Source organism: Paenibacillus silagei (genome assembly GCF_017874735.1).
In the GTDB taxonomy this organism is placed as follows: Bacteria; Bacillota; Bacilli; order Paenibacillales; family Paenibacillaceae; genus Paenibacillus_AQ; species Paenibacillus_AQ silagei.
The window spans coordinates 86,724-109,972 of the sequence record NZ_JAGGLV010000004.1 but is presented as its reverse complement, the minus strand read 5'-3'; the positions used below and the strand labels follow the sequence as shown (position 1 = coordinate 109,972).

General features: G+C 50.5%; 17 protein-coding genes and 1 pseudogene. 17 read left to right on the top strand and 1 reads right to left on the bottom strand.

Features of this window, described 5'->3' with window-relative positions; genetic code table 11:
* Positions 1 to 84: 84 nt before the first annotated feature.
* Together J2Z70_RS07855 and J2Z70_RS07850 are read left to right on the top strand one after the other, a co-directional pair.
* Positions 85 to 705 carry an NAD(P)-dependent oxidoreductase gene (locus J2Z70_RS07855; RefSeq protein ID WP_209871240.1) on the top strand — a complete coding sequence of 207 codons (621 nt, stop codon included), beginning with the start codon at positions 85 to 87 and terminating at the stop codon, positions 703 to 705.
* A gap of 43 nt (positions 706 to 748) precedes the next feature.
* On the top strand, positions 749 to 1,231 hold the full coding sequence (locus tag J2Z70_RS07850) for an NUDIX hydrolase (protein ID WP_209871237.1): 483 nt from the start codon (positions 749 to 751) through the stop codon (positions 1,229 to 1,231).
* 136 nt (positions 1,232 to 1,367) lie between these two features.
* Here the strand turns inward: J2Z70_RS07850 and J2Z70_RS07845 are convergent, their stop codons facing one another.
* Positions 1,368 to 2,087 carry a Crp/Fnr family transcriptional regulator gene (locus J2Z70_RS07845; RefSeq protein ID WP_245368069.1) on the bottom strand — a complete coding sequence of 240 codons (720 nt, stop codon included), beginning with the start codon at positions 2,085 to 2,087 and terminating at the stop codon, positions 1,368 to 1,370.
* Positions 2,088 to 2,504: 417 nt separating this feature from the next.
* On the opposite strand from J2Z70_RS07845, the gene J2Z70_RS07840 reads away from it, so the two are divergent.
* From J2Z70_RS07840 to pflA, 15 genes and pseudogenes are all read left to right on the top strand, one after another.
* A complete protein-coding gene (locus J2Z70_RS07840) occupies positions 2,505 to 4,808 on the top strand; it encodes a glycoside hydrolase family 65 protein (protein WP_209871234.1) in 2,304 nt (767 codons plus the stop codon).
* Positions 4,808 to 6,853: pseudogene (locus J2Z70_RS07835) on the top strand (glycoside hydrolase family 65 protein); the annotation flags it as partial. The gene J2Z70_RS07840 and the pseudogene J2Z70_RS07835, both read left to right, overlap by 1 nt.
* Before the next feature lie 9 nt (positions 6,854 to 6,862).
* Positions 6,863 to 7,138 carry a glycosyl hydrolase family 65 domain-containing protein gene (locus tag J2Z70_RS33165; protein WP_245368097.1) on the top strand — a complete coding sequence of 92 codons (276 nt, stop codon included), beginning with the start codon at positions 6,863 to 6,865 and terminating at the stop codon, positions 7,136 to 7,138.
* A 5-nt stretch (positions 7,139 to 7,143) separates the two neighbouring features.
* Complete coding sequence (gene pgmB, locus J2Z70_RS07830) at positions 7,144 to 7,773, top strand: beta-phosphoglucomutase (RefSeq protein ID WP_209871734.1); 630 nt, start codon at positions 7,144 to 7,146, stop codon at positions 7,771 to 7,773.
* 80 nt (positions 7,774 to 7,853) lie between these two features.
* Positions 7,854 to 8,654: an alpha/beta hydrolase gene (locus J2Z70_RS07825; RefSeq protein ID WP_209871732.1), complete on the top strand. Its 801-nt coding sequence runs from the start codon at positions 7,854 to 7,856 to the stop codon at positions 8,652 to 8,654.
* 69 nt (positions 8,655 to 8,723) lie between these two features.
* On the top strand, positions 8,724 to 9,233 hold the full coding sequence (locus J2Z70_RS07820) for a GNAT family N-acetyltransferase (RefSeq protein WP_209871231.1): 510 nt from the start codon (positions 8,724 to 8,726) through the stop codon (positions 9,231 to 9,233).
* 68 nt (positions 9,234 to 9,301) lie between these two features.
* Positions 9,302 to 9,475 (top strand): alpha/beta fold hydrolase, encoded by a 174-nt coding sequence (locus J2Z70_RS07815; RefSeq protein WP_209871228.1) that lies wholly within the window; start codon positions 9,302 to 9,304, stop codon positions 9,473 to 9,475.
* Between the two features lie 183 nt (positions 9,476 to 9,658).
* Entirely contained in the window at positions 9,659 to 11,452 is a 1,794-nt protein-coding gene (locus J2Z70_RS07810) for a cache domain-containing sensor histidine kinase (protein ID WP_209871225.1), read from the top strand.
* Positions 11,453 to 11,465: 13 nt separating this feature from the next.
* Complete coding sequence (locus J2Z70_RS07805; RefSeq protein WP_209871222.1) at positions 11,466 to 12,794, top strand: response regulator; 1,329 nt, start codon at positions 11,466 to 11,468, stop codon at positions 12,792 to 12,794.
* 214 nt (positions 12,795 to 13,008) lie between these two features.
* A complete protein-coding gene (locus J2Z70_RS07800) occupies positions 13,009 to 13,836 on the top strand; it encodes a carbohydrate ABC transporter permease (protein WP_209871729.1) in 828 nt (275 codons plus the stop codon).
* A 1-nt stretch (position 13,837) separates the two neighbouring features.
* The gene (locus J2Z70_RS07795; RefSeq protein ID WP_209871219.1) at positions 13,838 to 14,710 is read left to right on the top strand and encodes a carbohydrate ABC transporter permease; all 873 of its coding nucleotides are present in this window, start codon (positions 13,838 to 13,840) and stop codon (positions 14,708 to 14,710) included.
* Between the two features lie 132 nt (positions 14,711 to 14,842).
* Positions 14,843 to 16,312, top strand: a complete 1,470-nt coding sequence (locus J2Z70_RS07790; RefSeq protein ID WP_036731872.1) for an ABC transporter substrate-binding protein — start codon at positions 14,843 to 14,845, stop codon at positions 16,310 to 16,312.
* A gap of 747 nt (positions 16,313 to 17,059) precedes the next feature.
* Positions 17,060 to 19,681, top strand: coding sequence for a bifunctional acetaldehyde-CoA/alcohol dehydrogenase (gene adhE, locus J2Z70_RS07785; protein ID WP_036731873.1), 2,622 nt, complete (start codon positions 17,060 to 17,062; stop codon positions 19,679 to 19,681).
* A gap of 261 nt (positions 19,682 to 19,942) precedes the next feature.
* Entirely contained in the window at positions 19,943 to 22,204 is a 2,262-nt protein-coding gene (gene pflB, locus J2Z70_RS07780; RefSeq protein ID WP_209871216.1) for a formate C-acetyltransferase, read from the top strand.
* Positions 22,205 to 22,326: 122 nt separating this feature from the next.
* Entirely contained in the window at positions 22,327 to 23,064 is a 738-nt protein-coding gene (pflA, locus tag J2Z70_RS07775) for a pyruvate formate-lyase-activating protein (protein ID WP_036731876.1), read from the top strand.
* Positions 23,065 to 23,249 lie beyond the last annotated feature (185 nt).

Below are 23,249 nucleotides of genomic sequence, written 5' to 3'. Positions count from 1 at the left end.
GCAGCTGCTACATGGCTGCGGGGCTTTTTTGCCGCTCTATCCCTGCTATAATAGGGATAATTCTTACCAGGAGGTTATTTTCATATGAATATATTGATTCTAGGTGCCACCGGCCGGGTGGGGAGCAACATTGTTACCCATGCTCTTCAGGATGGACATCATGTGAAAGTATTGGTCCGCACGCCGGAGAAGGTTCATCCGCTCCATGCCAACCTGACGATTATCGAAGGTAATGTTATTAATCAAGAAGATGTTGCCCGGGCAGTGCAGGGAAATGATGTAGTGATTAGTGCATTGAACACCGATGGGACAACCACGCTTACAGACAGCATGCCTTTTATCATTGAAGCCATGTATCAGGAAGGGATAGAGCGCATTATTACCGTAGGAACTGCGGGTATTCTTCAAAGTGAGCTTTCCCCGGAACTCCTGCGTTACCAATCCAGCGAATCTAAACGCAGGTCCACCCGTGCTGCAGAAGAACATGAACAAGCCTATCGCTTGCTGGAGCGATCGACTCTGAAATGGACCATTGTGTGCCCAACCGCTCTGGTGGAAGGAGAACGTATGGGGACCTATCGTGTGAGACGAGATATTTTGCCCGGAGGCGGTACTGAAATATCTGTAGCGGATACAGCGGAATTCACCTATAGTCAGATTGATACTAGCGATTTCATAAGATCCCGTGTCGGTATTGCTTACTGATAGAGGTGATCTATTTAGAAAATGAACGGAGGAGAGGGCGGCGATGGCAAGCTTTAACCATTTTGGCGTATATGGAATTTGTCAGCGTGACGGCAGGCTGTTAGTGATCCATAAAGGAAGAGGCCCTTATAGCGGAAGATACGATCTGCCTGGGGGAAGACTGGAGGCTGGTGAATCACTGGTTGACGGCTTGGTCAGAGAGTTTATTGAAGAGACTGGTTATACAGTAAAGGTAAAACAGAACCTTGGCACCTACGATTTCTTTATCCGGCATAACGAAGATCACTTTACACAAATGCATCATCTGGCAGCCTTGTATCAGGTTGAAATGACCGGGGAAGAAGAGCCTGTTGCCATTTCAATGTTCGAAGAACAGGATTCCCGCGGGGCGGAATGGGTGGATATCACTAGAATAACCCTCGATTCAGCTTCTCCGCTAGCCGTATATGCTGCGAAGTTCCTTAGGAATGAGGAACTGCCTTTAACACCAGAATATTATGATGATTGGGAAGTAAAAGGTACATAGGATGTGCCACCAGTGAGGTAAATTCATCGCCAGACAAGAAAAAAAGACGCCGGACAGGGCGCCTTGACCACTCTATTAAATTTATTGGGTCAGATATGTTTCAATGAGGTGAATAGAGGGTATTATTGATAGGAAATTAAATTCGGCAAATTTCATTGGGACATAATTCGCAGTGGCAGATTTCCTGAAGCATCGCCAGATCCTTGATGACGATCATGCCATTCTCATACTCCACTGCATCTTTTTTGCGCAGATCACTAAGCATCCGGTTAACGCTCTCACGGGTAGCGCCGATCATGTTGGACAGATCTGTATGCGTGATTTTTTTGTTGATTAGAATGCTGTCGCCTGTCTTCTCACCATAGGTGTTGCCAAGACGGATCAGTGTGGAGCAGAGTGCGCCCGGTTTGCCGTACATCATCAGATCGCGGAATTTGGTCTGTGTGAGACGGTGATGGATCCCCATCCATTTCATGAAGTCAATGGAGAAGTCGCAGTGCTGGCAGATCAGAATCTCCAGATCCTTCTGCTCGATCACGCCAACCTCACTCTCTTCAATGACTTCGGCCGTGAAGCTATGCTTCGTGCTGAAGAACGGGTCAGCCTGACCTACCATATCGCCAGCCTGATACATATACAGAATCAGTTCCTTGCCTTCGTCTGTAGATTTGGTCAATTTCACACGTCCACGCTTGATATAAAACAGTTTATCCGAGAAATCGCCTTCCCAGAACAGGTGTGATCCTTCAGGGACTACACGTTCCTTCATGGTGACCAACAGGCGGTTAAAGTTCTGCTCGGAGAAACAGTTTGTATTGCCGCGGGCTTCGATAACATTATAATGTTCCTTTATCATAATCGACATCCCCTTTATTCCCTCAGTTTTTCAGTAAATTTTAAATTAATTATACCTTGAAATTCCTCTTTATGGGTAAGTATTTTCGTATAAAAGTGTCGAATTTTTAACATTGTGATAAATTTCACTTCATTTGTGTGAGAAAGCTTATGTTTTTGGGCGTATGATAGGCTTCTTTACATGATTCAAAGGATATTATATCAGTTGTCACCTGTTCTGGATAGATGCAGAGGGGGCGGCTTTTTTGCGTTTGTCGTCCGTATTCCATATGATCCGTACAAATGCACATAACTCGCTTACAGGCGGACCTTGGTCACGGGCGGGCTTAGCGATACTCTGGAACTAAAGTGTCTGTTGTTTCCGCTGTGTGAGCGGAGGAGCGGACCAAGCCTCACTTAGCGAAGGAGAGTTTCAATTATGGCAAAAGTAGCAGATCCCTATCTGAAGGTCGATCCCTGGGCAATTATTGAGGAAGGCTTTGATCCGGAACGCAACCGGACTTCGGAATCTATTTTTTCACTGGGCAATGAGTATATGGGGGTACGGGGGTATGCGGACGAGGGCTACAGCGGCGATTCCTTGCCGGGGAGCTATTTCAACGGGTTGAATGAGCAAATGGAGGTTGGCAATCATTATAAAGGCATTATCCGGTCGCTGCGCTACATGGTGAATAGCGTGGACTGGCTGCATACCCGGATCTCGGTGGACGGTGAAACCCTGGATCTGGCTCACTCCCGCATAGAGGCGTATACGCGCAGACTGGATTTCCAGACGGGAACCTATACACGGGAGTTCATCTGGCTGCTGGCGGACGGGAAAAAGCTGAAGCTCTGCTTCACACGCTTGGTCAGCATGACTCTGTCCCATCTGGGACTGCAGCAGATTAGCTTCACCGCGCTTAATTTCACGGGTAAGGTAGATATTTGTACTGGCCTTGACTTCGGCATGGTTCATGAGGAACACGGCCAGAGTATGTGGAAAGAGCAGCAGCGCGGCGGGGAAGGAGCAATAACTGCCATTATGGCCCGTACGCTGACAACCGGAAATCAGCTGTTCTCGGGCTTTGTCCTGAAGTCTTCACAGGCGCTGCATACGGAGCTTGTGGAAGATGACCGGTATATCGGGCGGCAATTCTCACTTATGCTGGCTGAAGGGGAGCCTGCATCCTTCACGAAGCTTGTGGTCAATGTGACAGGCACGGATGCTGCCCCAGCTACAGACCGTCTCTGGACAAAAGGCATGGAGCTTGCAGCAGCGGCGGACCGGCTGGTGGAGGAAGAGGTGGTTGCTGACCAAGCCTCCTATTGGAGCAGCATCTGGGCAACCAGCGATATCCGGATTGAGGGCGATCCGGAGAATCAGCAGGGCATCCGTTTTTGTATTTTTCAGCTGTATCAGACATATCACGGGGACCATCCCGGGTATAACATCGGTGCCAAAGGGTTAACCGGCGAAGCTTACCGGGGGCTTGCCTTCTGGGATACCGAGTCCTACTGTCTGCCGTTCTATCTGTTCAATAACCCGAAGGCGGCCCGCAGTCTGCTGGAATTCCGCTACAAGACGCTGCCTCAGGCGCTCCAGCGCGGGAAGGATGTGGATTGCGCGGGCGCATTCTATCCGATTGCCACGATTGACGGGACAGAGAGCTGTGACCTGTGGCAGCATTCCAATCTGCAGCTTCATGTCGGGACAGCAGTCGCCTACGGCATCTGGCATTATGTGAAGAACACCGGCGATCTGGAATTCCTCTACAGCAAAGGCGCCGAAATGCTGATTCAGATCAGCCGTTTCTACGCATCCCGCGGCCAGTGGGGTCAACGCAGCGGGGAATACGGATATTTCGGCGTGATGGGGCCGGATGAATTCCAGCTGATGGTTAACAATAACTGCTACATCAATCTGTTGGCTCAGAAGTTATTCGAATATACGCTCGAAACAGTAGCCCTCATGAAGGCGGAGGCGCCTGAAGAATATGCGGCGGTTATAGCGGTTACTGCACTCCGCGAGGAGGAATTGGCTGACTGGGACCACAAGCGTGTCCATATGAAAATCCCGTTCGATCCCGGCAGCGGCATCTACGAGGAGCATGACGGATTTTTTGATATGCCGCATATCGACATTCACTCCATTCCGGTGACTGAGTTCCCGCTGTACTCGAATTGGTCGTATGACCGCCTGTACCGTTACGATATGATCAAGCAGCCGGATGTGCTGATGTTCATGTTCCTGTACAACGGGCAGTTCTCCCGCGAGACCAAGCTGGCGAATTATGAATATTATGAACCGAGATGTATTCATGAGTCCTCGCTCTCGCCGTCGATTCACTCGATTCTGGCCAGTGAGCTGGGCAAATCGGAGGAAGCGTACCGGTTCTTCGAGTTCGCCACGCGCCTGGATCTGGACAACTATAACCGAAATACCCGGGAAGGGCTGCACACCACATCGATCGCCGCAGCGTGGATGAACATCGTCTACGGCTTCGGGGGGATGCGCTCGGATGGAGATTGTCTGTCCTTCCGGCCGGTGCTGCCGCAGAAGTGGACCGCTTACAGCTTCCAGGCGATGTGCAGGGGCGTACTGCTGGGTATTACGGTAAATGCAGAGTCAGTTTCTTTCAGAGCAGTCAATGGCGGAAGCACAGAGGTGCTGATCTATGATCAGCGGGTGACCGTAGATGAAGCAGGAATCGAGCTTCCTCTCGCTGAAGGGATGACTGTGTAATGGACTGGACGGTAAGTGAGCGCAGCTTCGAGCCTGGGCGGATTACGGCGAACGGCAACAAATTTATGACCGGCAATGGCTATATGGGCTTCCGGGGAGTCCTTGAGGAGTTCGGGAAGGAGCAGCTTGCGGCGGTTACATTGGCCGGAGTGTATGACCGGGTGGGCGACAAATGGCGTGAGCCGGTGAACGCACCGAACGGGCTGTATACGGTAGTCAGCGCCAACGGCTGCAAGCTAAGTGTGCTGGAGACCAGGCCTCTGGCTCATACACAGAGCCTGGATCTCCGCTTCGCTATGCACCGGCGGGAGACGGTATTTGAGATCGGAGAAGGCGGAAGGGGGACCCTGACCGCCGAGCGGTTCGTCAGCATGGATCAGCTCCATCTGCTGGCTGCCAGATGGACCCTTCACTGCACCGCCGACTGCCGGATAGAGATTACTACAGGAATCGATGCCGCAGTGTGGGATATCAACGGTCCCCATCTGCTGGAGCAACAGAGCCGCTCGCACGGCGGGGCGCTGCTGTCAACAGCAGTTACCGGGGAGCTGGGGTTGCCGGTGGCGGTGGCGGAGCTTATAGTGTTCGGTACCGCTGAACAGGCGAAGCGGGTTGACGCTGTTATCGAGCTGGATGGAGGAACCGCGCTGCGCCATATTTCTATAGAAGCCAAGGCAGGTGAGACTCATACATGGTGCAAATATGCAGCCGTGTACACGGGCCTGGATATAGAAGGCGCTCCTGCGGAAGGCAGCCCTGATGAGCAGGCGGTGCGGGCCGTCCAGGAGGCCGCCGCTACAGGGTATCCCGGCCTGCTGGAGGCTCACCGGCGCAAGTGGGCGGAGCGATGGTCACGCAGCGATTGTATCATTGAAGGCGATGTGGAGGCGCAGTTCGCGCTGCGGTACAGTATGTATCAGCTGCTGATCATTGCACCGACGAAGTCGGAGAAGGTCTCGATTCCGGCGCGCGGCTTGTCCGGGCAGGTCTATAAGGGGGCCGTATTCTGGGATACGGAGATGTTCATGCTGCCCTTTTTCCTGCACAGTGATCCTGGGATTGCCCGCAATCTGATGATGTACCGCATCCACACGCTGGACGGAGCACGGCGGAAGGCGGAGGAATACGGATATTTAGGCGCCTTCTACGCATGGGAGAGTCAGGACTCCGGGGATGATGCCTGCACTCTGTTCAATGTGAACGATGTATTTACCGGGCGCCCCATGCGGACCTATTTCCGCGATAAGCAGATTCATATCAGTGCAGATGTCGTGCACGGACTCTGGCAATACGTGACCTTCACGGGAGATGACAGCATCCTGGCGGACGGCGGGGCGGAGGTGATCTGGGAATGTGCGCGTTTCTTCTATTCCTATGCTTACTATAATCCTGTGAAGCGGCGTTATGAGCTGCTGGATGTTACCGGGCCGGATGAATATCATGAGCGGGTGAATAATAACGCATTTACGAGCGCCATGGTTCAGGAGACACTGAAGATTGCCTTGCAGACAGCAGAACGGTTGCAGGACAAATATCCGGCTGTGTATAACGGTCTTGCTGAATCGTATGCAGACGGGCCGTTCCTGGATGAGTTCACAGCAATGCTGGCACATCTCTATGTTCCGCAGCCGGACCCGGATACGCTGGTGATTGAACAATTCGACCGTTATCTGCAACTGGAGGATGTGTCTCTGGCTGAGCTGAAGGCACGGATCATTCACCCGAATGAGTACTGGGGCGGAGGCAACGGGCTGGCAACAACCACAAGAATCCTGAAGCAGGCCGATGTGGTGCTCATGCTTCATCTGTTCCGGGACAGATGAAGCAGGGAAGTGAAACAGGCCAACTGGAAATTCTATGAGCCGCGAACCGAGCATGGCTCCAGCCTCAGCGCGTGTATCTATGCGCTGGCTGCAGCGGATATCGGCTTGCCGGATTGGGGATATCCGTATTTCATGCGCACGGCCACGGTCGATCTTACCGGCGAGTCGAAGCAGTATGTCGGTGACCTCTATATTGGCGGGACGCATCCGGCGGCGAACGGTGGCGCGTGGATGGCTGCGGTTCTTGGCTTCGCGGGTGTGCGATTTGATGGACAGACCGTCACCCTTAAGCCGTCTCTGCCGGAGACCTGGAGTTCCATTGAGCTGCCGGTAATCCTGCGCGGAGGCAGCTTCCGGCTGCGGATCGGCCACGAAGAGATCACGGTTACGGCAGCGCCGGGCAACAGCGAAGCGGTAAGCTTCGCCGGGTTCGGCGGTGAGGTGGTGCCGTGCCCTCCCGGTGCGATCCTGGAGTTAGCGTCTGAGTCCAATCAGAGAGGAGCATGACCATGATGCTGGAGCATATGAAGGGCGCTATCTTCGATCTGGATGGCGTGATTGTAGACACGGCGAAGTATCATTATCTGGCCTGGCGCTCGCTCGCCGGGGAGCTGGGCTTCCCGTTCACCGAACAGGACAATGAGCGGCTCAAGGGCGTCAGCCGGATGAGATCCCTGGATATTCTTCTAGAGATTGGCGGCCTTGAATACAGCGAAGCAGAGAAGCTGGCGATGGCGGAGAAGAAGAACCACCTTTATGTAGAATATATCTCAGGTCTGGATGAATCAGAGCTGCTGCCTGGAGTCAGAGCCTATCTGAATGCGCTCAGAGCACGCGGCGTGGCTATTGCCCTTGGCTCTGCGAGTAAGAATGCGGAATTCATACTGGAGAAGCTGAATATTGCGGGGCTGTTCGACGTTGTTATTGACGGCAATAAGGTAGCCCGGGCTAAGCCGGACCCTGAGGTGTTCCAGTCTGCCTGCCGGGAGCTGGGGCTGGAGCCGCAGGACTGTGTGGTGTTCGAGGATGCTGAGGCTGGAGTAGCCGCCGGGAAGGCGGCCGGAATGCAGGTGGTAGGTATCGGGAAGCCTGAAGTGCTGAAGGCAGCGGATCTGGTGATATCCGGATTGCATGAATTGTAAGAGCTTGATAGAATGGCCCTTGAGGAACTTTTTTCCTCTATTATCTATTCTATTATAGAAGGAAAGCTTGAGGGATGATGATGGAAACGTTGTTGCTATGGCCTGAAGGGGCGCCTGGAGCGCTGGGAACCAGCGAAGAGGATCAGCCTGCGATTATACCGTATTTAGTAGAAGGCAAGGGGAATGCTGCTGTGCTGGTCTGTCCGGGAGGTGGGTACGCTATGCGTGCCGATCATGAGGGAGGGCCCGTGGCGCAGTGGCTGAATACACTGGGCATCTCCGCCTTCGTATTGCGCTATCGTGTAGCGCCCTATCAATACCCGAGTGCGCTTCAGGATGCGCAGCGGGCGCTGCGTACGATCCGCTTCCGCGCGGACGAATTCGGCATTGACCCGGCTCGGCTCGGCATTCTTGGCTTCTCGGCAGGCGGACATCTCGCTTCTACCGCAGGGGTATCTTATGATCTCGGTAATCCTGATCACCCGGAGCCATTGGAGCGGCTGTCCAGCCGTCCTGACCGCCTGATTCTATGCTACCCGGTCATCTCGATGACCGAAGGGGTCACACATCAGGGCTCGAAGGAGAATCTGCTGGGAGACATTCCTGATGCGGAGCTGTCGCTTAAGCTCAGCAGCGAGTTCCAGGTAACCCCGGACACGCCGCCAACGTTCCTCTGGCATACCTCGGACGATGATTATGTTCCTGTGGAGAACAGCCTGCTGTTCGCCGCAGGACTTAGCCGTTATAAGGTTCCATTCGATCTGCATATCTATGCGCACGGCGTACACGGTCTGGGCTTAGCTCCTGAAGAACCGCACACCAAGACCTGGACGGATGCCTGTGCCTCGTGGCTGCAATTGAACGGGTATACCAGAGCGTGAACTTCTGCTTCAATGTCCGTGTCCAAGGATAGGGTGATACGAGAGACTCAGGAAAGGCAGGTACATATTATGGAGCTTAGATTTTCACAAGTGAATACAGCGGAAGAAACTGCTGAGGTTGCCCGGTTGGCAGCAGAAATATGGCACGAACATTATGTCTCCATTATTACCGTCGCGCAGATTGATTACATGATTGAAAAGTTCCAATCGGTTCCCGCGATAACGGATCAGATCCATCATCAGGGCTACGAATATTACTTGATCCATAACGGCGAAGGCTCCACAGCCGGATATATGTCGGCCAGAGAAGAGGAAGGGAAGCTCTTTTTGAGCAAGTTTTATATCAGTAAGGAGTACAGGGGGCGCAGCTATGCCAGCCAAGCGTTGGCCTTCCTGGAGAAGCTGTGTCAGGACCGTAATCTGACTCATATCTGGCTGACAGTCAATCGTGATAACGAATCCAGTATTGCAGTATATAAGAAAAAAGGCTTCCGGACCCTACGGGGACAAATGGCGGATATCGGCAATGGATTTGTTATGGATGATTACATTATGGAAAAAGAAATTCCTGTCTCCTAAGCGAGGAAGCGTGGAAAGGAACTACATATTCATGAACAAGGGTTCGGGTTCATCCTCAATTAGACCCTATGACTCCTTACCGCTTCAGCAGACCATTTTATGACCATCTTAAAAGCAGAAAAGAATCTGTGATTTTAGAGGGTGCAGGTCATTTTCCGATTGAACAACCGGGGCTGGAGCAGATGATTGCTGCTGTGCTTGCTTTTTTGAGAACAGTAGAGGAAGAATTACAGCTAGCATAAGCCGTCCGGCTCAATGTGCTCAGGATGAAGCACTATAAAACCAGTCCAACGCGGGATGTTCGTGTGAGGGCTGGTTTTTATTTGGGTAAGAAACTCCATACAAATGGACATAAAGAACTTTGAAATAAACCTGTGTAAGCGCTTATACGTTTGTTATATTATTAAAACTGGAGGTGAATCCAGATGTTGTCCATGCTTGTGAAACCCATTGTCAGGCTCAGTGTTAAGCAGCAGTTGATTCTGCTGTTCCTGATTATGATTACGCCTATTCTGATTCTGAACAGCTACGGCAACTACAAGGCAGAGGAGATTCTGAAGCGCCATGTGACCAATGCCTATGTGGAGCTGAACAAGCAGAATTTCGCCATCATTAACAGAGACATCGATACGGTGAATAAAATAACGACCACCGTCATCCAGAATCCGGTCCTGCAGCAGCTCAACATGAGCGGGAATGATACGGTGCTGGAGCGGGTGGAACGTTATGAGACCATCGAGAAGCTGCTCGGCAGCTATTCGCAGGGAGCGGAGCGGGGGGACGGCATTTACTACTCGCTGTACGTATATGATCCAGATAACTACTACTTTTTCGCTCCCAATTTTCCGCAGGTGAAGAAGGCGGGGGTTTATTTTTTCTCCAAAGAGGAACAGCCGTACTGGTTTGAACAGGTGGTGCAGCAGAAAGGCCGCGGTACCCTGATGTTCACCGAGAAGCTGAGTCCGCAGGCCGAAGATCTGAAGACGCTCACTTATGTCAGGGCTGTCAATAATATCTACCGGGGGGAAGGAACGCTCGGCGTGCTGGTGGTGACCAAGATGGAATCGAAGATCGGTGAATCGCTAAGGTCCATCTCACTGCCGGACGGGGAAATCTATCTGACGGACATGGGCAACCGTGTGCTGGCCTCCACCACGAATTCAACTGGAGAGGTGATCGTTCTGCCGGACGGCTCGGAGGCGGGAGATCCGGAAGGGACCGAGGATATTATCACTGATGACTTCATCTATGTGGTGAACAACAATCATGCCTTTGAGCAAAAGCTGGTCTACAAGGTACCCGTCAAATCCCTGCTCCAGCAGCAAAACGAAATGAAACGCGTCATTCAATACATAACAGTGGCCTATGCGCTGTTCGGATTGATCATCATTACCTACTTCTGGCGTTCGCTGATGACTCCTTTGCAGAAGCTGGCTTTTTTTGTGCGCAAGTATGAGCCGGGCAACCGTGTGCCCGAGACTCCACGCAGAGGAAGCAACGATGAGGTCAGTGTGCTGATTAACGCCACGTACGATATGGCCCGCAGGCTCAACAGCCTGATTATGTACAAATACCAGATGGAGCTGAAGCAGAAGGAATCGCAGCTGCAGCTGCTCTATCAGCAGATCAACCCGCATCTGCTGTACAACACCCTGGAGAGTATTTATTGGAAAAGCTCGCTCGAAGGCAACGTGGAATCCGCGGAAATGATCAAGGAATTATCCAAGCTGATGAAGATCAGCTTAAGCCGGGGCCGGGAGCTGATCACGCTCGAAGAGGAGCTTGAGCATGCCGGTGCCTACATCAAGCTCCAGCAGCACCGGCATGATTATGTGTTCGCCGTTATCTGGAATATTGCTCCCGGGACGACCAGGAATCTGATCCCCAAGATCACGCTGCAGCCCCTGATCGAGAATGCGATTATCCACGGGGTTAAGCATATGGAGGAGGACGGCGAAATCATTATTACCTCTGTGCTGGAGGATGGCCGGATTCGGATTACCATTGAGGATAACGGTTATAAGCAGGTGGATTATAAGGCTATCGAACAGATACTCAATGATGACAGCCCGAACCCGGTTAACGGCTACGGTATACGCAATATCCATCAGCGTGTGCAACTGCACTTCGGCGGGGATTACGGGATCAGCTACAGACCGCGCGAGTGCGGAGGCACGATAGTAAGTGTGATCCTTCCGAAGTCAGAGACTATAGAGTAGAGGAGAGAATACGGTGTTCAATATACTTGTTGTTGATGATGAGCCGCTCATTTGCAAAGGATTGAGCAGTCTGCTGGCTGCTTCCGGGCTGGATATTGACCATATCTATACGGCTGGCAGCGGGTATGAGGCACTGGATTGTATCCGCATGGAGGAGATTGATCTGCTTGTGACCGATATCCAGATGGGGGCTATGAGCGGGATCGAACTGATGCAGCATGCCAAAATAACCAGGCCCTGGATGCAGACGATCGTCATCTCTGCGCATGAGACCTTTCAGTACGCCCAGATGGCCGTCCGGCTGGGTGCGAGAGACTATCTGATCAAGCCGCTGAACAGTGAGCAGTTCCTGGATTCGGTGCGCAGTGTCGTCCTGAAGATGAATAGACCGTCGCCGGAGCTGGCCACTTATATGGATGGGAATGCTGACCGCTTCCGCCTGGAGGAGCCGCTTCCCGAGTACAGCGAGCTGCTGAACAGCCTGCTTACGGAGACTGCGGCGGTGCTGGGGGCAGAGGAGAAGCGGCGCAAGCTGGATGAGTTGAGGCTGCAGGGGCCGTTTTTTGCGGTGATCAAAATCAAGCTTCCCCTGCCGCAAGACCGGCCTGAGCAGAGGTACACTACCCGCGATCATAATTTGCTGCGTTACGCCGCCTTGAATATTGCCAAGGAGCTGCTGGATCAGGAGTGGAATTCCACTGCCTTCTATTCGCCGGACCAGGAGATTACGGTCATTATCCAGTGGGATGAGCAGAGCTACGAGGAGCCGTCCACCGGCCAGCTGAGTCGGCTGGAGGTGCTGGGTCGCAGCCTCCATTACAATATTAACCGCTATTTGCAGCTCCGGGCTGTCATTGGCATCAGCCAGATTCTGAAGGGGCTGAGCTTCATGGATGTGCTGAACCGGCAAGCCTCGAAGGCCATACTCTGGAACAACGAGCATGCCGATCATTATGTGTTCTATTATGGGGATTTCAACTGGAACAACTATGCTGCTGATCCGTCACCCGAGGAGCTGCATACGCACAGCAATCTGATCGTGCAGAAGGCGAAGGAATACATTGACGGGAATTACGCCCAGAAGGGGCTGACGATCCATGAAGTAGCAAAGAAGAATCATGTCAGCCCTAATTACCTGAGCTATCTGTTCAAGAAGAATACAGGCTATAACCTCTGGGAATATGTCATTAAGCTGCGGATGGAGGACAGCCGGGAGATGATTCTGAACACGGATCTGCGGCGGTATGAGATTGCGGAGCGGGTAGGATACGAGTCGCCGGAGCATTTCAGCAAAATTTTCAAAAAATACTTTGGGCTCAGCCCCAGCGAACTGAAGAAGTAAGAACGCTTACGATTGCCATAGATATAGACATGTTAAGTCTTTCCCTCATTTCCTACAATGAAGACAGGAGGCGCTTTCCCATAAAGTGCTGAAAGACGACAGGAATGAGGGAGCCGGAATGAATCAGTCTGCTGCATTACATGATCACCTTCCAGCGGAGCTGGAGAGCAAGCCGTACAAGCAGAACCGTTGGAAAAAGAATTATTGGGGCGTGATGTTTCTTGTCCCCGCATTGATTATCTTCATTATGTTTATGTGGGTGCCTATCTTCAAAGGGTTCCTGTACAGCTTCTACACCGTTGATTTCGTCAAAGGGAATACCTTCGTTGGCTTGGACAATTACGCCAGGGCGCTTACCGACCCCGATGTACTGATTGCTGTCCAAAACACCCTGTACTATATGCTGCTCTGCCTGGTGATCGGCTTCTGGGTTCCGATTGCCTTTGCCATTGCCATCTCCGAGCTGCGGAAATTCGGCGGATTCGTGCGCGTTGCTGCGTATTTGCCATATGTCATGCCTGCTGTAGTCCTATACGGGCTGTGGCGCTGGCTGTACGATCCGGTTGGACCGATAAATGCCGTAATCGGCAGCACCGGAGCGGAGCAGATCGCCTTCCTGACCGATACCCGGTGGTCGATGATCTCGCTGGTCTTCATGGAGACCTGGCAGCAATTCGGCTCGGGGATGCTGATCTATCTTGCTGCGGTGTTAAGTATTCCCCGGGACTGGTATGAAGCCGCCGAGATTGACGGAGCCGGAGTCTGGGCCCGTATCCGCCACATCACCCTGCCTTCGCTGCGCAATCTGATTCTGCTGATGCTGATTCTTCAGGTGATTGCCACCTCTCAGGGCTACCAGTCACAGCTAGCCTTGCTGGACGGGGGGCCGAACAATGCTACGTTGACGTATGCGCTGCTTATTGTGAAGTATGCTTTTACCAGACTGGATTATGGTACGGCGACTGCGCTGGGGATGCTGATGTTTGTTGTTCTGGGCGGTTTGGGCATTCTTCAGTTCAAGCTTAACAAGGAGGACAACTAGGATGAAGAGCGCAGACAGAGGTATTCTCTCGGAGCATGACCTGAAAAAGACCAGCAACAGGGTGGTCTACGGAATTATGGTGCTGTTCATTGTCCTGATGATATTCAGCATGCTGTACCCCATCCTCATGACGATGTTCAACGGGCTGAAGTCGAATATCGAGGTCAATTCCTTTCCGCCGCATTTTTTTCCGCAGGAATGGCATTTCGGTAACCTGAAGGATGCGCTGGATTACATCGATCTGGCCATGTTTCTGCGGAACACCCTGTATATTTTTGCAGGGAATATGGTCGCCACGCTAATTGTACTGGGACTCGCGTCCTTCAGTATCTCACGGATGAATGTGCCTTACCGCAAGGCCTTCTATTTCTTCTTCCTGATGACGCTGTTCATTCCGGCTACGAGCTATATGATTCCGAACTTTGTCAATCTAAAGGAGCTGGGCCTGCTCAATCAATATGCGGCCTTCTGGCTGCCGGCAGGCGCGAACACGTTCTTCTTCCTGCTGCTTAAGAATTTCTTCGACGGGATTCATCCCGAGATTCTGGAAGCCGCGCGGATGGACGGGGCCTCGGAGCCGAGAAGCTTCTTCACCATCGCGGTGCCGCTGTCGATTCCGATTTTTGCAACACTGGCGATCTTCATCTTCTCCACAGCCTGGAATGACTGGTTCTGGCCGTCGCTGGTCATGCACAGTGAGGAGAAGTATACGCTCGCTACCGCTATCTATAAGTACGTTATCAATGTAAAAGCGCTGAATACGAACATCAAATTCGCAATTCTGTTCATTGTCTCTCTGCCGCCGATCCTGGTCTTCCTGGTCTTCCAGAAGTTCATTATGCGCGGAGTTTCATTGTCTGCTGTCAAAGGCTGAGCAGGAAGGATGAGGTCCGTTAGAGATCGTACTCCTGCACATGAAGGGAATATAAATACACCTCGTTTGTAAACGGTTTCTCTTTTAAGATGAATTTGTAAGCTCATTATGATATGGAAAAGGGGAGTTACCATGCGTAAAGTTTCCAGCGTATTCGCCTGTCTCCTGGTCACGGGGACCTTATTGTCCGCTTGCGGCGGCAATAATAACGGCAACAAGCCGGCGGCTGACGGGGGAGAAGCGACACCTGCACCAGCAGCAACCCAGGCGGCGGAAGAGTCAGCCACTCCGTCTGCAGCACCGGCTGACGATATCACCCAGAGAAAGGTAACAATCAAAATCCACTATCCTACGCCGGACCTGACCGAGGTGAGAGCGCAGGAGGATGACAAAATCAAGCGGTTCCAGGAAGTCTATCCGAACGTGGAGATCGTCAAGGACGACTGGCAGTATAATGTAAGCGAGATCGGGGTGAAGATGGCAGCGAATGAAGCGCCGACCTTCTTCAACACGTATGCCACCGAAGCCAAATTCCTGATTGAGAAGGGCTGGGTTGCCGACATCACCGATCTGTGGAACAACTATGAGTTCAAGGATCAGATCAATCCTGTGCTGCAGAACCAGTTCATTATTGACGGCAAGGTGTATGGGGTTACACAAAAGGGTTACGTCACTACAACAATGATCAACAAGAAGATGCTGGATGACAAAGGTGTAGCCGTCCCTCCAATGGATTGGACCTGGGACGACATGCTGAACACAGCCAAAGGAGTGGCCGATCCCAAGAAAGGCATCTCCGGGATTGCCCCGATGGGCAAAGGCAACGAAGCCGGCTGGAACTGGACCAACTTCCTGTTCGAAGCAGGCGGTGAGATTCAGAAGATTGAGGGCGGCAAGGTGGTGGCCACCTTCAATTCCGAAGCTGGTGTTAAAGCGCTGGACTTCTATAAAAAGCTGAGATGGGAAGCCAAAGCGGTTCCCCAGGATTGGGCGCTCGGCTGGGGCGATGCTGTAGGTGCCTTCCAGCAGGGCCGTACCGCGATGGTAATGGCCGGATCTGACGGAGTCATTGAACAGGCGCTTAACCAGGGCGGGTTCAAGCCTGAGGATGTGCTGACCTATCCAATGCCTGCGGCTGAGAAGGGCGGCAAGCATACCGGTGTTCTCGGCGGCGACTATCTGGTCATCAACCCTAATGCCAGCAAGGATGAGCAGGAGATGGCCTTCCGTTATATTACCTTCGACTATTTCTCGGATAAAGGTCTGGAAGCGCTCGATGCCATTCTGCAGCAGCGCAAGGCGGACGGCAAATACTTCATTCCGCCGCTTCTTGATTACTATGCTGCCGATTCCGACTTCGGCAAGAAGACCAAAGCAGTGTATGACAAATACTCTGATATTGTATATCAATACAATACAGATATTATGGCTCTGCTCGACGGCAAGCCTGAGGCGCAGTACAATACCCAGGACTACTATGCAACCATGTCCAATGTCATTCAGGAGCTGTTCGCCAAGGAAGGCACGGACTCCAAGGCCCAGCTTGATGCAGCAGCCGCAACCGTACAGAAGAAATTTTTCGATACCATTAAGGTGGAGTAGCCTGGGATGTCTCTTTCTAGACTTAGGGGAAGAGATGAATAAGGGGGGCAGCAGAGATGCTGTCTCCTTTTTTTCCTTTCAGGAAATTATGCCAATAACATTTTAAGAGGAATCCTGCCAAAAGTGCAACATTACTGCCCCAAAGAAGCGTTCTATGCTGAAATCCTGCACGAACTGCAACAAATTCAGCGCTAACGTGCTCTAAACACCGAAATTTGTGCAAATAATGCAACATTGTACTTGCAACCCGTAAAAGGTATATAGAAATCCTGCAAAAACTGCAACATTACTGCTCCTTAAAAGCGGACGGTGAGAGAGGCATTAGCATGCGTTCACCCGCAGGGTAATTTACCGCCCTTTAAAAGGACGGCAAAGCCGTTTCCACTTGGCAGAAATTTATATTTATATTCACCGTCAGAGTGAGTCTGTAGAAGAGCGACGGATGAACCGAAGTGGAGGCTTGGCATTCATGAGCAAAATTCCCGAAGCCCAACCGGCATTGCAAGGCAAGATGGGCTATCAACGCTGCAGACTATCGTATTGCGTTCGCAGAATAGACAAATATTAATTAAATATTACATATAATGTGGAAGAAATACCGGTAAATGATCGAATGAAAGCGCTTTGAAAACAACTCAAAAAAAACTTTAAACTTTGTGAAAGATTTCACTATACAAGGTGAAAAGGATGTGCTAAGATAAATGTATAGAAAGAAACAACCTAAAAATTGACAGGAGGACGAGGGAGATGGCAGTTAAAAACGAAGTCGCCGCCCAAGTGAAACAAACCACCGCTGAAGAGTATATTCAGGTTTTGGTGGATAAAGCAAAGAAAGCCCACGAAGCATTCATGGGCCTGGATCAAGAGCAGACAAACACAATCGTTCATGCAATGGCGCTGGCCGGACTCGACAAGCATATGTACCTGGCAAAACTGGCTGTTGAAGAAACAGGACGCGGAGTATACGAAGACAAAATTACAAAGAACATCTTCTCCACTGAATATATCTGGCACGGTATTAAGTACGACAAGACTGTAGGCGTTATTGAGGATAACGCTTATGACAGCTTCCAGAAGATTGCTGAACCAGTCGGAATCATTATGGGTATCACACCGGTAACCAATCCAACATCCACCACGATGTTTAAAGCTTTGATTTCCGCTAAGACACGTAACCCTATTATATTCGGTTTCCACCCGTCAGCGCAAGAGTGCAGTGCGGCAGCAGCCAAAATTCTGCATGATGCAGGCGTAGCAGCAGGCGCACCTGAGAACTTCATCCAATGGATTGAGCTTCCTACGATGGACAAAACAAACGCACTGATGAACAATCCGGACGTTGCACTGATTCTGGCAACCGGCGGATCGGCAATGGTCAAGGCAGCTTACAGCTGCGGCAAGCCGGCACTCGGCGTAGGTCCTGGTAACGTGCCTGCCTTCATTGAGAAGAGTGCTGATATTGATCAGGCTGTAACAGACCTTATCCTGTCGAAGACTTTTGATAATGGTATGATCTGTGCTTCCGAGCAGGCAGTTATCATTGAAGAAGCCATCTTCGATCAAGTGAAAAAGAAAATGATTGCAAACGGCTGTTACTTTGTGAACAAAGAAGAAGCAGCTAAACTGACCAGCGGCGCAATGAACGTAGAGAAATGTGCAGTTAACCCGGCTATCGTTGGCCAATCCGCTGTGAAGATCGCTGAAATGTGCGGCATTCAGGTTCCTGCCGGAACGAAGATCCTGGTAGCTGAGCTTGAAGGTGTAGGTACTAAATATCCATTGTCCGCTGAGAAGCTGAGCCCGGTTCTGGCTTGCTACAAAGTGAAGAATGCTGACCAGGGTATCGAGCGCGCAGCTCAAATCGTTGAATTTGGCGGCATGGGCCACAGCTCGGCTATCCATTCCAACAACGAAGAAGTAATCATGAAGTTCTCCAACCGTCTGCAGACCGGACGTATTCTCGTCAACTCGCCATCGACTCACGGCGCAATCGGCGACATTTACAACACTAATATCCCTTCATTGACACTGGGCTGCGGATCTTACGGACGCAACTCGGTATCGCAGAACGTCACTGCAATCAATCTGATCAACGTGAAAAGGGTGAATCGTCGTACCGTGAATATGCAATGGTTTAAAGTACCTGACAAGATTTACTTCGAAAAGGGAGCCACTCAGTACCTGGCCAAAATGCCTGATATCACACGCGTTGCTATCATCACTGACCCTGTAATGGTTAAACTGGGGTATGTTGAAAGAGTTGAGCACTATCTGCGTCAGCGCCAGACTCCTGTAGCGATCGAGGTGTTCTCGGAAGTTGAACCGGATCCATCGACTACTACTGTAGAAAAAGGTACAGCTATGATGAACAGATTCCAGCCGGACTGCATCATCGCACTCGGCGGTGGTTCCCCAATGGATGCTGCCAAGGGCATGTGGCTGTTCTACGAACATCCGGATGCAGACTTCAACGGCCTGAAACAGAAATTCATGGATATCCGCAAACGGGTATACAAATTCCCTAAGCTCGGCAACAAAGCGAAATTCGTTGCCATTCCAACCACTTCGGGTACAGGTTCTGAAGTAACATCGTTCGCAGTTATCACAGACAAGACAACAGGCAATAATACCAAGTATCCGCTCGCTGACTATGAGCTGACTCCAGACGTAGCAATTATTGACCCTGAGTTTGTCTACAGCTTGCCTAAGACTGCAGTTGCCGATACAGGAATGGACGTATTGACACATGCTATCGAAGCTTATGTATCTGTAATGGCCAGTGACTATACCGATGGTCTGGCAATCAAAGCCATCCAACTGGTGTTCCAGTGGCTGGAGAAATCCGCACTGCAAGGTGACAAGCTGGCCCGTGAGAAAATGCACAATGCTTCGACGCTTGCCGGTATGGCCTTTGCCAACGCATTCCTGGGGATTAACCACAGCTTGGCACACAAATGGGGCGGACAGTATCACACCGCGCACGGCCGTACCAATGCGATCCTGATGCCGCATGTTATCCGTTACAATGCCAAGAAACCTACGAAGTTCGCTTCGTTCCCTAAATATTCGCACTTTGTAGCTGACGAACGGTACGCAGAAATCGCCCGTATTCTGGGATTGCCTGCACGCACTACCGAAGAAGGCGTAACGAGCCTAATCAATGCAATCCGCGACATGAACAAAAAACTCGGTATCGAAGAATCCTTCTCGGCTCTTGGTTTCGATCCTAAGGACTTCGAATCCCGTGTTGACTATCTGGCTGACCGTGCATTTGAAGACCAATGTACTACTGCCAATCCTAAAATGCCGCTGGTCTCCGAGCTTGCTGATGTATACCGCAACGCATTCTACGGCAAATTCGATAACTAATTAACGGTTGCCTGGCAAAGAATAAGGTTAAAGGTTAATATGGGACTGGATGGAAGTGACAAATATCACCGAAAGAGTGATATTTGTCACAGTCCTTTTTCAGAAAATAAACTAAAATGTTTATATAGACAACGATCCCCGTTATGAAGATGTGATTGTGAATTTTATAACAACTATTAGCCTCGGGATCACGAGACACGGGATTAACCTTCAAGCCCGCGATCTCTACAAATATAATAAATATAAATGGAGGGATTTAGCATGTCGGTGATTGAAAAAGAAGTATTAGAAGCAAAATCGGGTTGGAGAAATTTCACAAAAGGTGTCTGGGCCAAGAAAGTTGACGTTAACAACTTTATTGCCAAGAACATCAAGCCTTATGAAGGAACTGAAGATTTCCTGGTTGGACCTACCAGCAATACAACTGAACTGTGGAAGATTATCTCCCAGCTGAGCAAGGAAGAAAGAGAAAGAGGCGGCGTATGGGATGTATCCCTCGATACTGTCTCCACCATCACTTCCCACGCTCCTGGCTACATTGACAAGGACAAGGAACAGATTGTCGGCGTTCAGACTGACGCGCCTTTCAGACGTTCCATTCAGCCGTTCGGCGGTATCAAGATGATGATCGATGCTACTAAGGCATACGGCTTCGAGCTTCCGCAGAATATCGTTGACATGTTCACGAACATCCGCAAAACGCATAACCAAGGCGTATTTGATGCATATACACCAGATATGAGAGCTGTGCGTAAATCGGGCGTAATCACAGGCCTTCCTGATGCTTATGGCCGCGGACGTATCATCGGCGACTATCGCCGTATTGCTCTGTATGGTATTGATTTCCTGATTAAAGACAAGAAGCAGCAACTGACTGAGCTTGAAGTAGACTCCATGACAGAAGATGTTATCCGTCTGCGTGAAGAGCTGTCCGAGCAAATGCGTGCTCTGGGCGAACTGAAACAAATGGCTGCAGCTCATGGTATGGATATTTCCAAACCGGCTACGAACTTCAAAGAAGCTACACAATGGGTATACTTCGGTTATCTGGCAGCTGTTAAAGAACAGAATGGTGCGGCTATGTCCCTTGGACGCGTATCTTCCTTCCTTGATATCTATGTTCAACGCGACGTTGAAGAAGGTACTCTGACAGAAGAGCAAGCTCAAGAAATCGTTGACCATTTCGTAATGAAGCTGCGTATCGTGAAATTCCTGCGTACGCCTGACTATAACGACCTGTTCTCCGGCGACCCAACTTGGGTTACAGAATCCATCGGTGGTATGGCTGAAGACGGCACAACCCGCGTAACCAAGAACAGCTTCCGCTTCCTGCATACCCTGTACAATCTGGGACCTGCTCCAGAACCAAACCTGACTGTACTGTGGTCCGAGAAGCTTCCTGAAGGCTTCAAAAAATATTGTGCTAAGGTATCTATTGAGACCAGCGCTATCCAATATGAGAACGATGATGTAATGCGTCCATACTGGGGTGAAGATTATGCGATTGCCTGCTGCGTATCCCCAATGCGTATCGGTAAGCAAATGCAGTTCTTCGGTGCCCGTGCCAACCTGGCTAAGGCTCTGCTATATGCGATCAATGGCGGTAAAGATGAGAAATCCGGTGCTCAGGTAGGTCCTGAATATCCTGCGATCACTTCTGAATACCTGGATTATGATGAAGTAATGAAACGCTTCAAACCAATGATGGAATGGCTGGCTAAGACTTATGTCAATACGCTGAACATCATTCACTATATGCATGACAAATATTCCTACGAACGTATCGAAATGGCGTTGCATGACCGCGACATTCTGCGTACTATGGCTTGCGGTATTGCCGGACTGTCCGTTGCTGCTGACTCCCTGAGCGCAATCAAATACGCTAAGGTTAAGCCAATCCGCAACGAAGAAGGCATTGCTATCGACTTTGAAACTGAGGGTGAATTCCCTTGCTACGGTAACAACGACGACGCTGTTGACGGCATTGCTGTTGAACTGGTTGAAACCTTCATGTCGATGATCCGCAAAAACAAAACGTATCGTGATGCTGTGCCGACTCAATCGGTACTGACTATCACTTCAAACGTTGTTTATGGTAAAAAGACTGGTACTACTCCTGACGGACGTAAAAAAGGTGAACCATTCGCTCCTGGTGCTAACCCAATGCACGGACGCGACAAGAAGGGCGCCCTGGCATCCCTGAACTCTGTTGCCAAACTTCCTTACTCCGATGCACAGGATGGTATCTCGAATACCTTCTCCATCGTTCCTAAGGCGCTGGGTAAAGACGAAGATTCCCGTAAGTCCAACCTGGTCTTCATGATGGACGGATATTTCCACAATAACGCTCAGCACTTGAACGTTAACGTATTTAACCGTGAGCAGCTGCTTGACGCTATGGATCACCCAGAGAACTATCCACAGTTGACCATTCGCGTATCCGGCTATGCTGTTAACTTCATCAAGCTGACCCGTGAACAACAGATGGATGTTATCAACCGTACATTCCACGATTCCATGTAAGAAGCATTCTTGTTCTACAAGAACTGAAATCAATCAAAGAGCTGCCGCCCTTGCAAGAGGGCGGTACACTCTTGTCTGAAAGTGGTTAAAATTTTAAGTTTTTTTCGAAAGGATGACATCTCATGCTTAAAGGACATATCCACTCTTTGGAGACGTTTGGAACGGTGGATGGCCCGGGTATCCGCTTCGTGCTTTTTATGCAGGGCTGCCTGCTCAAGTGTCAATACTGCCACAACCCGGACACATGGGAACTCAATGAAGGCAAGGAAATGACCGTCGAGGAAGTACTGGCGGAAATTGAGCCTTACCTGAATTATTATAAAACGTCCGGCGGCGGCCTGACCGTATCCGGCGGTGAACCAACCCTCCAGGCGCATTTCGTGAAGCAACTGTTCACCGAGGTGAAGAAACGCTGGAATCTGCATACCACGCTTGATACCAACGGCTATAATGATGGATCGAAAATCAGCGACCTGCTGGATGTTACCGACCTGGTACTTTTGGATCTGAAGCATATTGATGATGAAGCGCATATCAAGCTGACCGGTAAGTCCAACGACCGTACCTTGAAGCTGGCCCGCTGGTTATCCGATAATAACCGTAAAATGTGGATTCGCCATGTCTATGTTCCCGGCATTCACAATAAGGAAGAGGATTTGCAGAACCTTGGACGCTTTATTGGAACGCTTAATGGAGTAGAGAAGTTCGAAATCCTGCCTTATCACGTAATGGGCATCTACAAATGGAAGGAGCTTGGCCGTCCCTATGAGCTTGAAGGGGTAGAGTCACCTTCCGATGAAGAAGTGCAGCGTGCATACCGGCTGATTGAAGAAGGCCGTATGCAGACCGCATTGGTCTAATTGCATATATTAATTATCGAAAGCGAAGCTTCTATTCTGAGGAGTTTCGCTTTTTTCTATGTCAGGAAACCTGACTGAATCCGCTTCCATTAGAGGATTTTATCCCTATTAAAGATAAATCTTAACCTTACGATTACAAATGTGATTTTCTATAATTAGAGTTGTAAGGGAAATCATGAAATAGG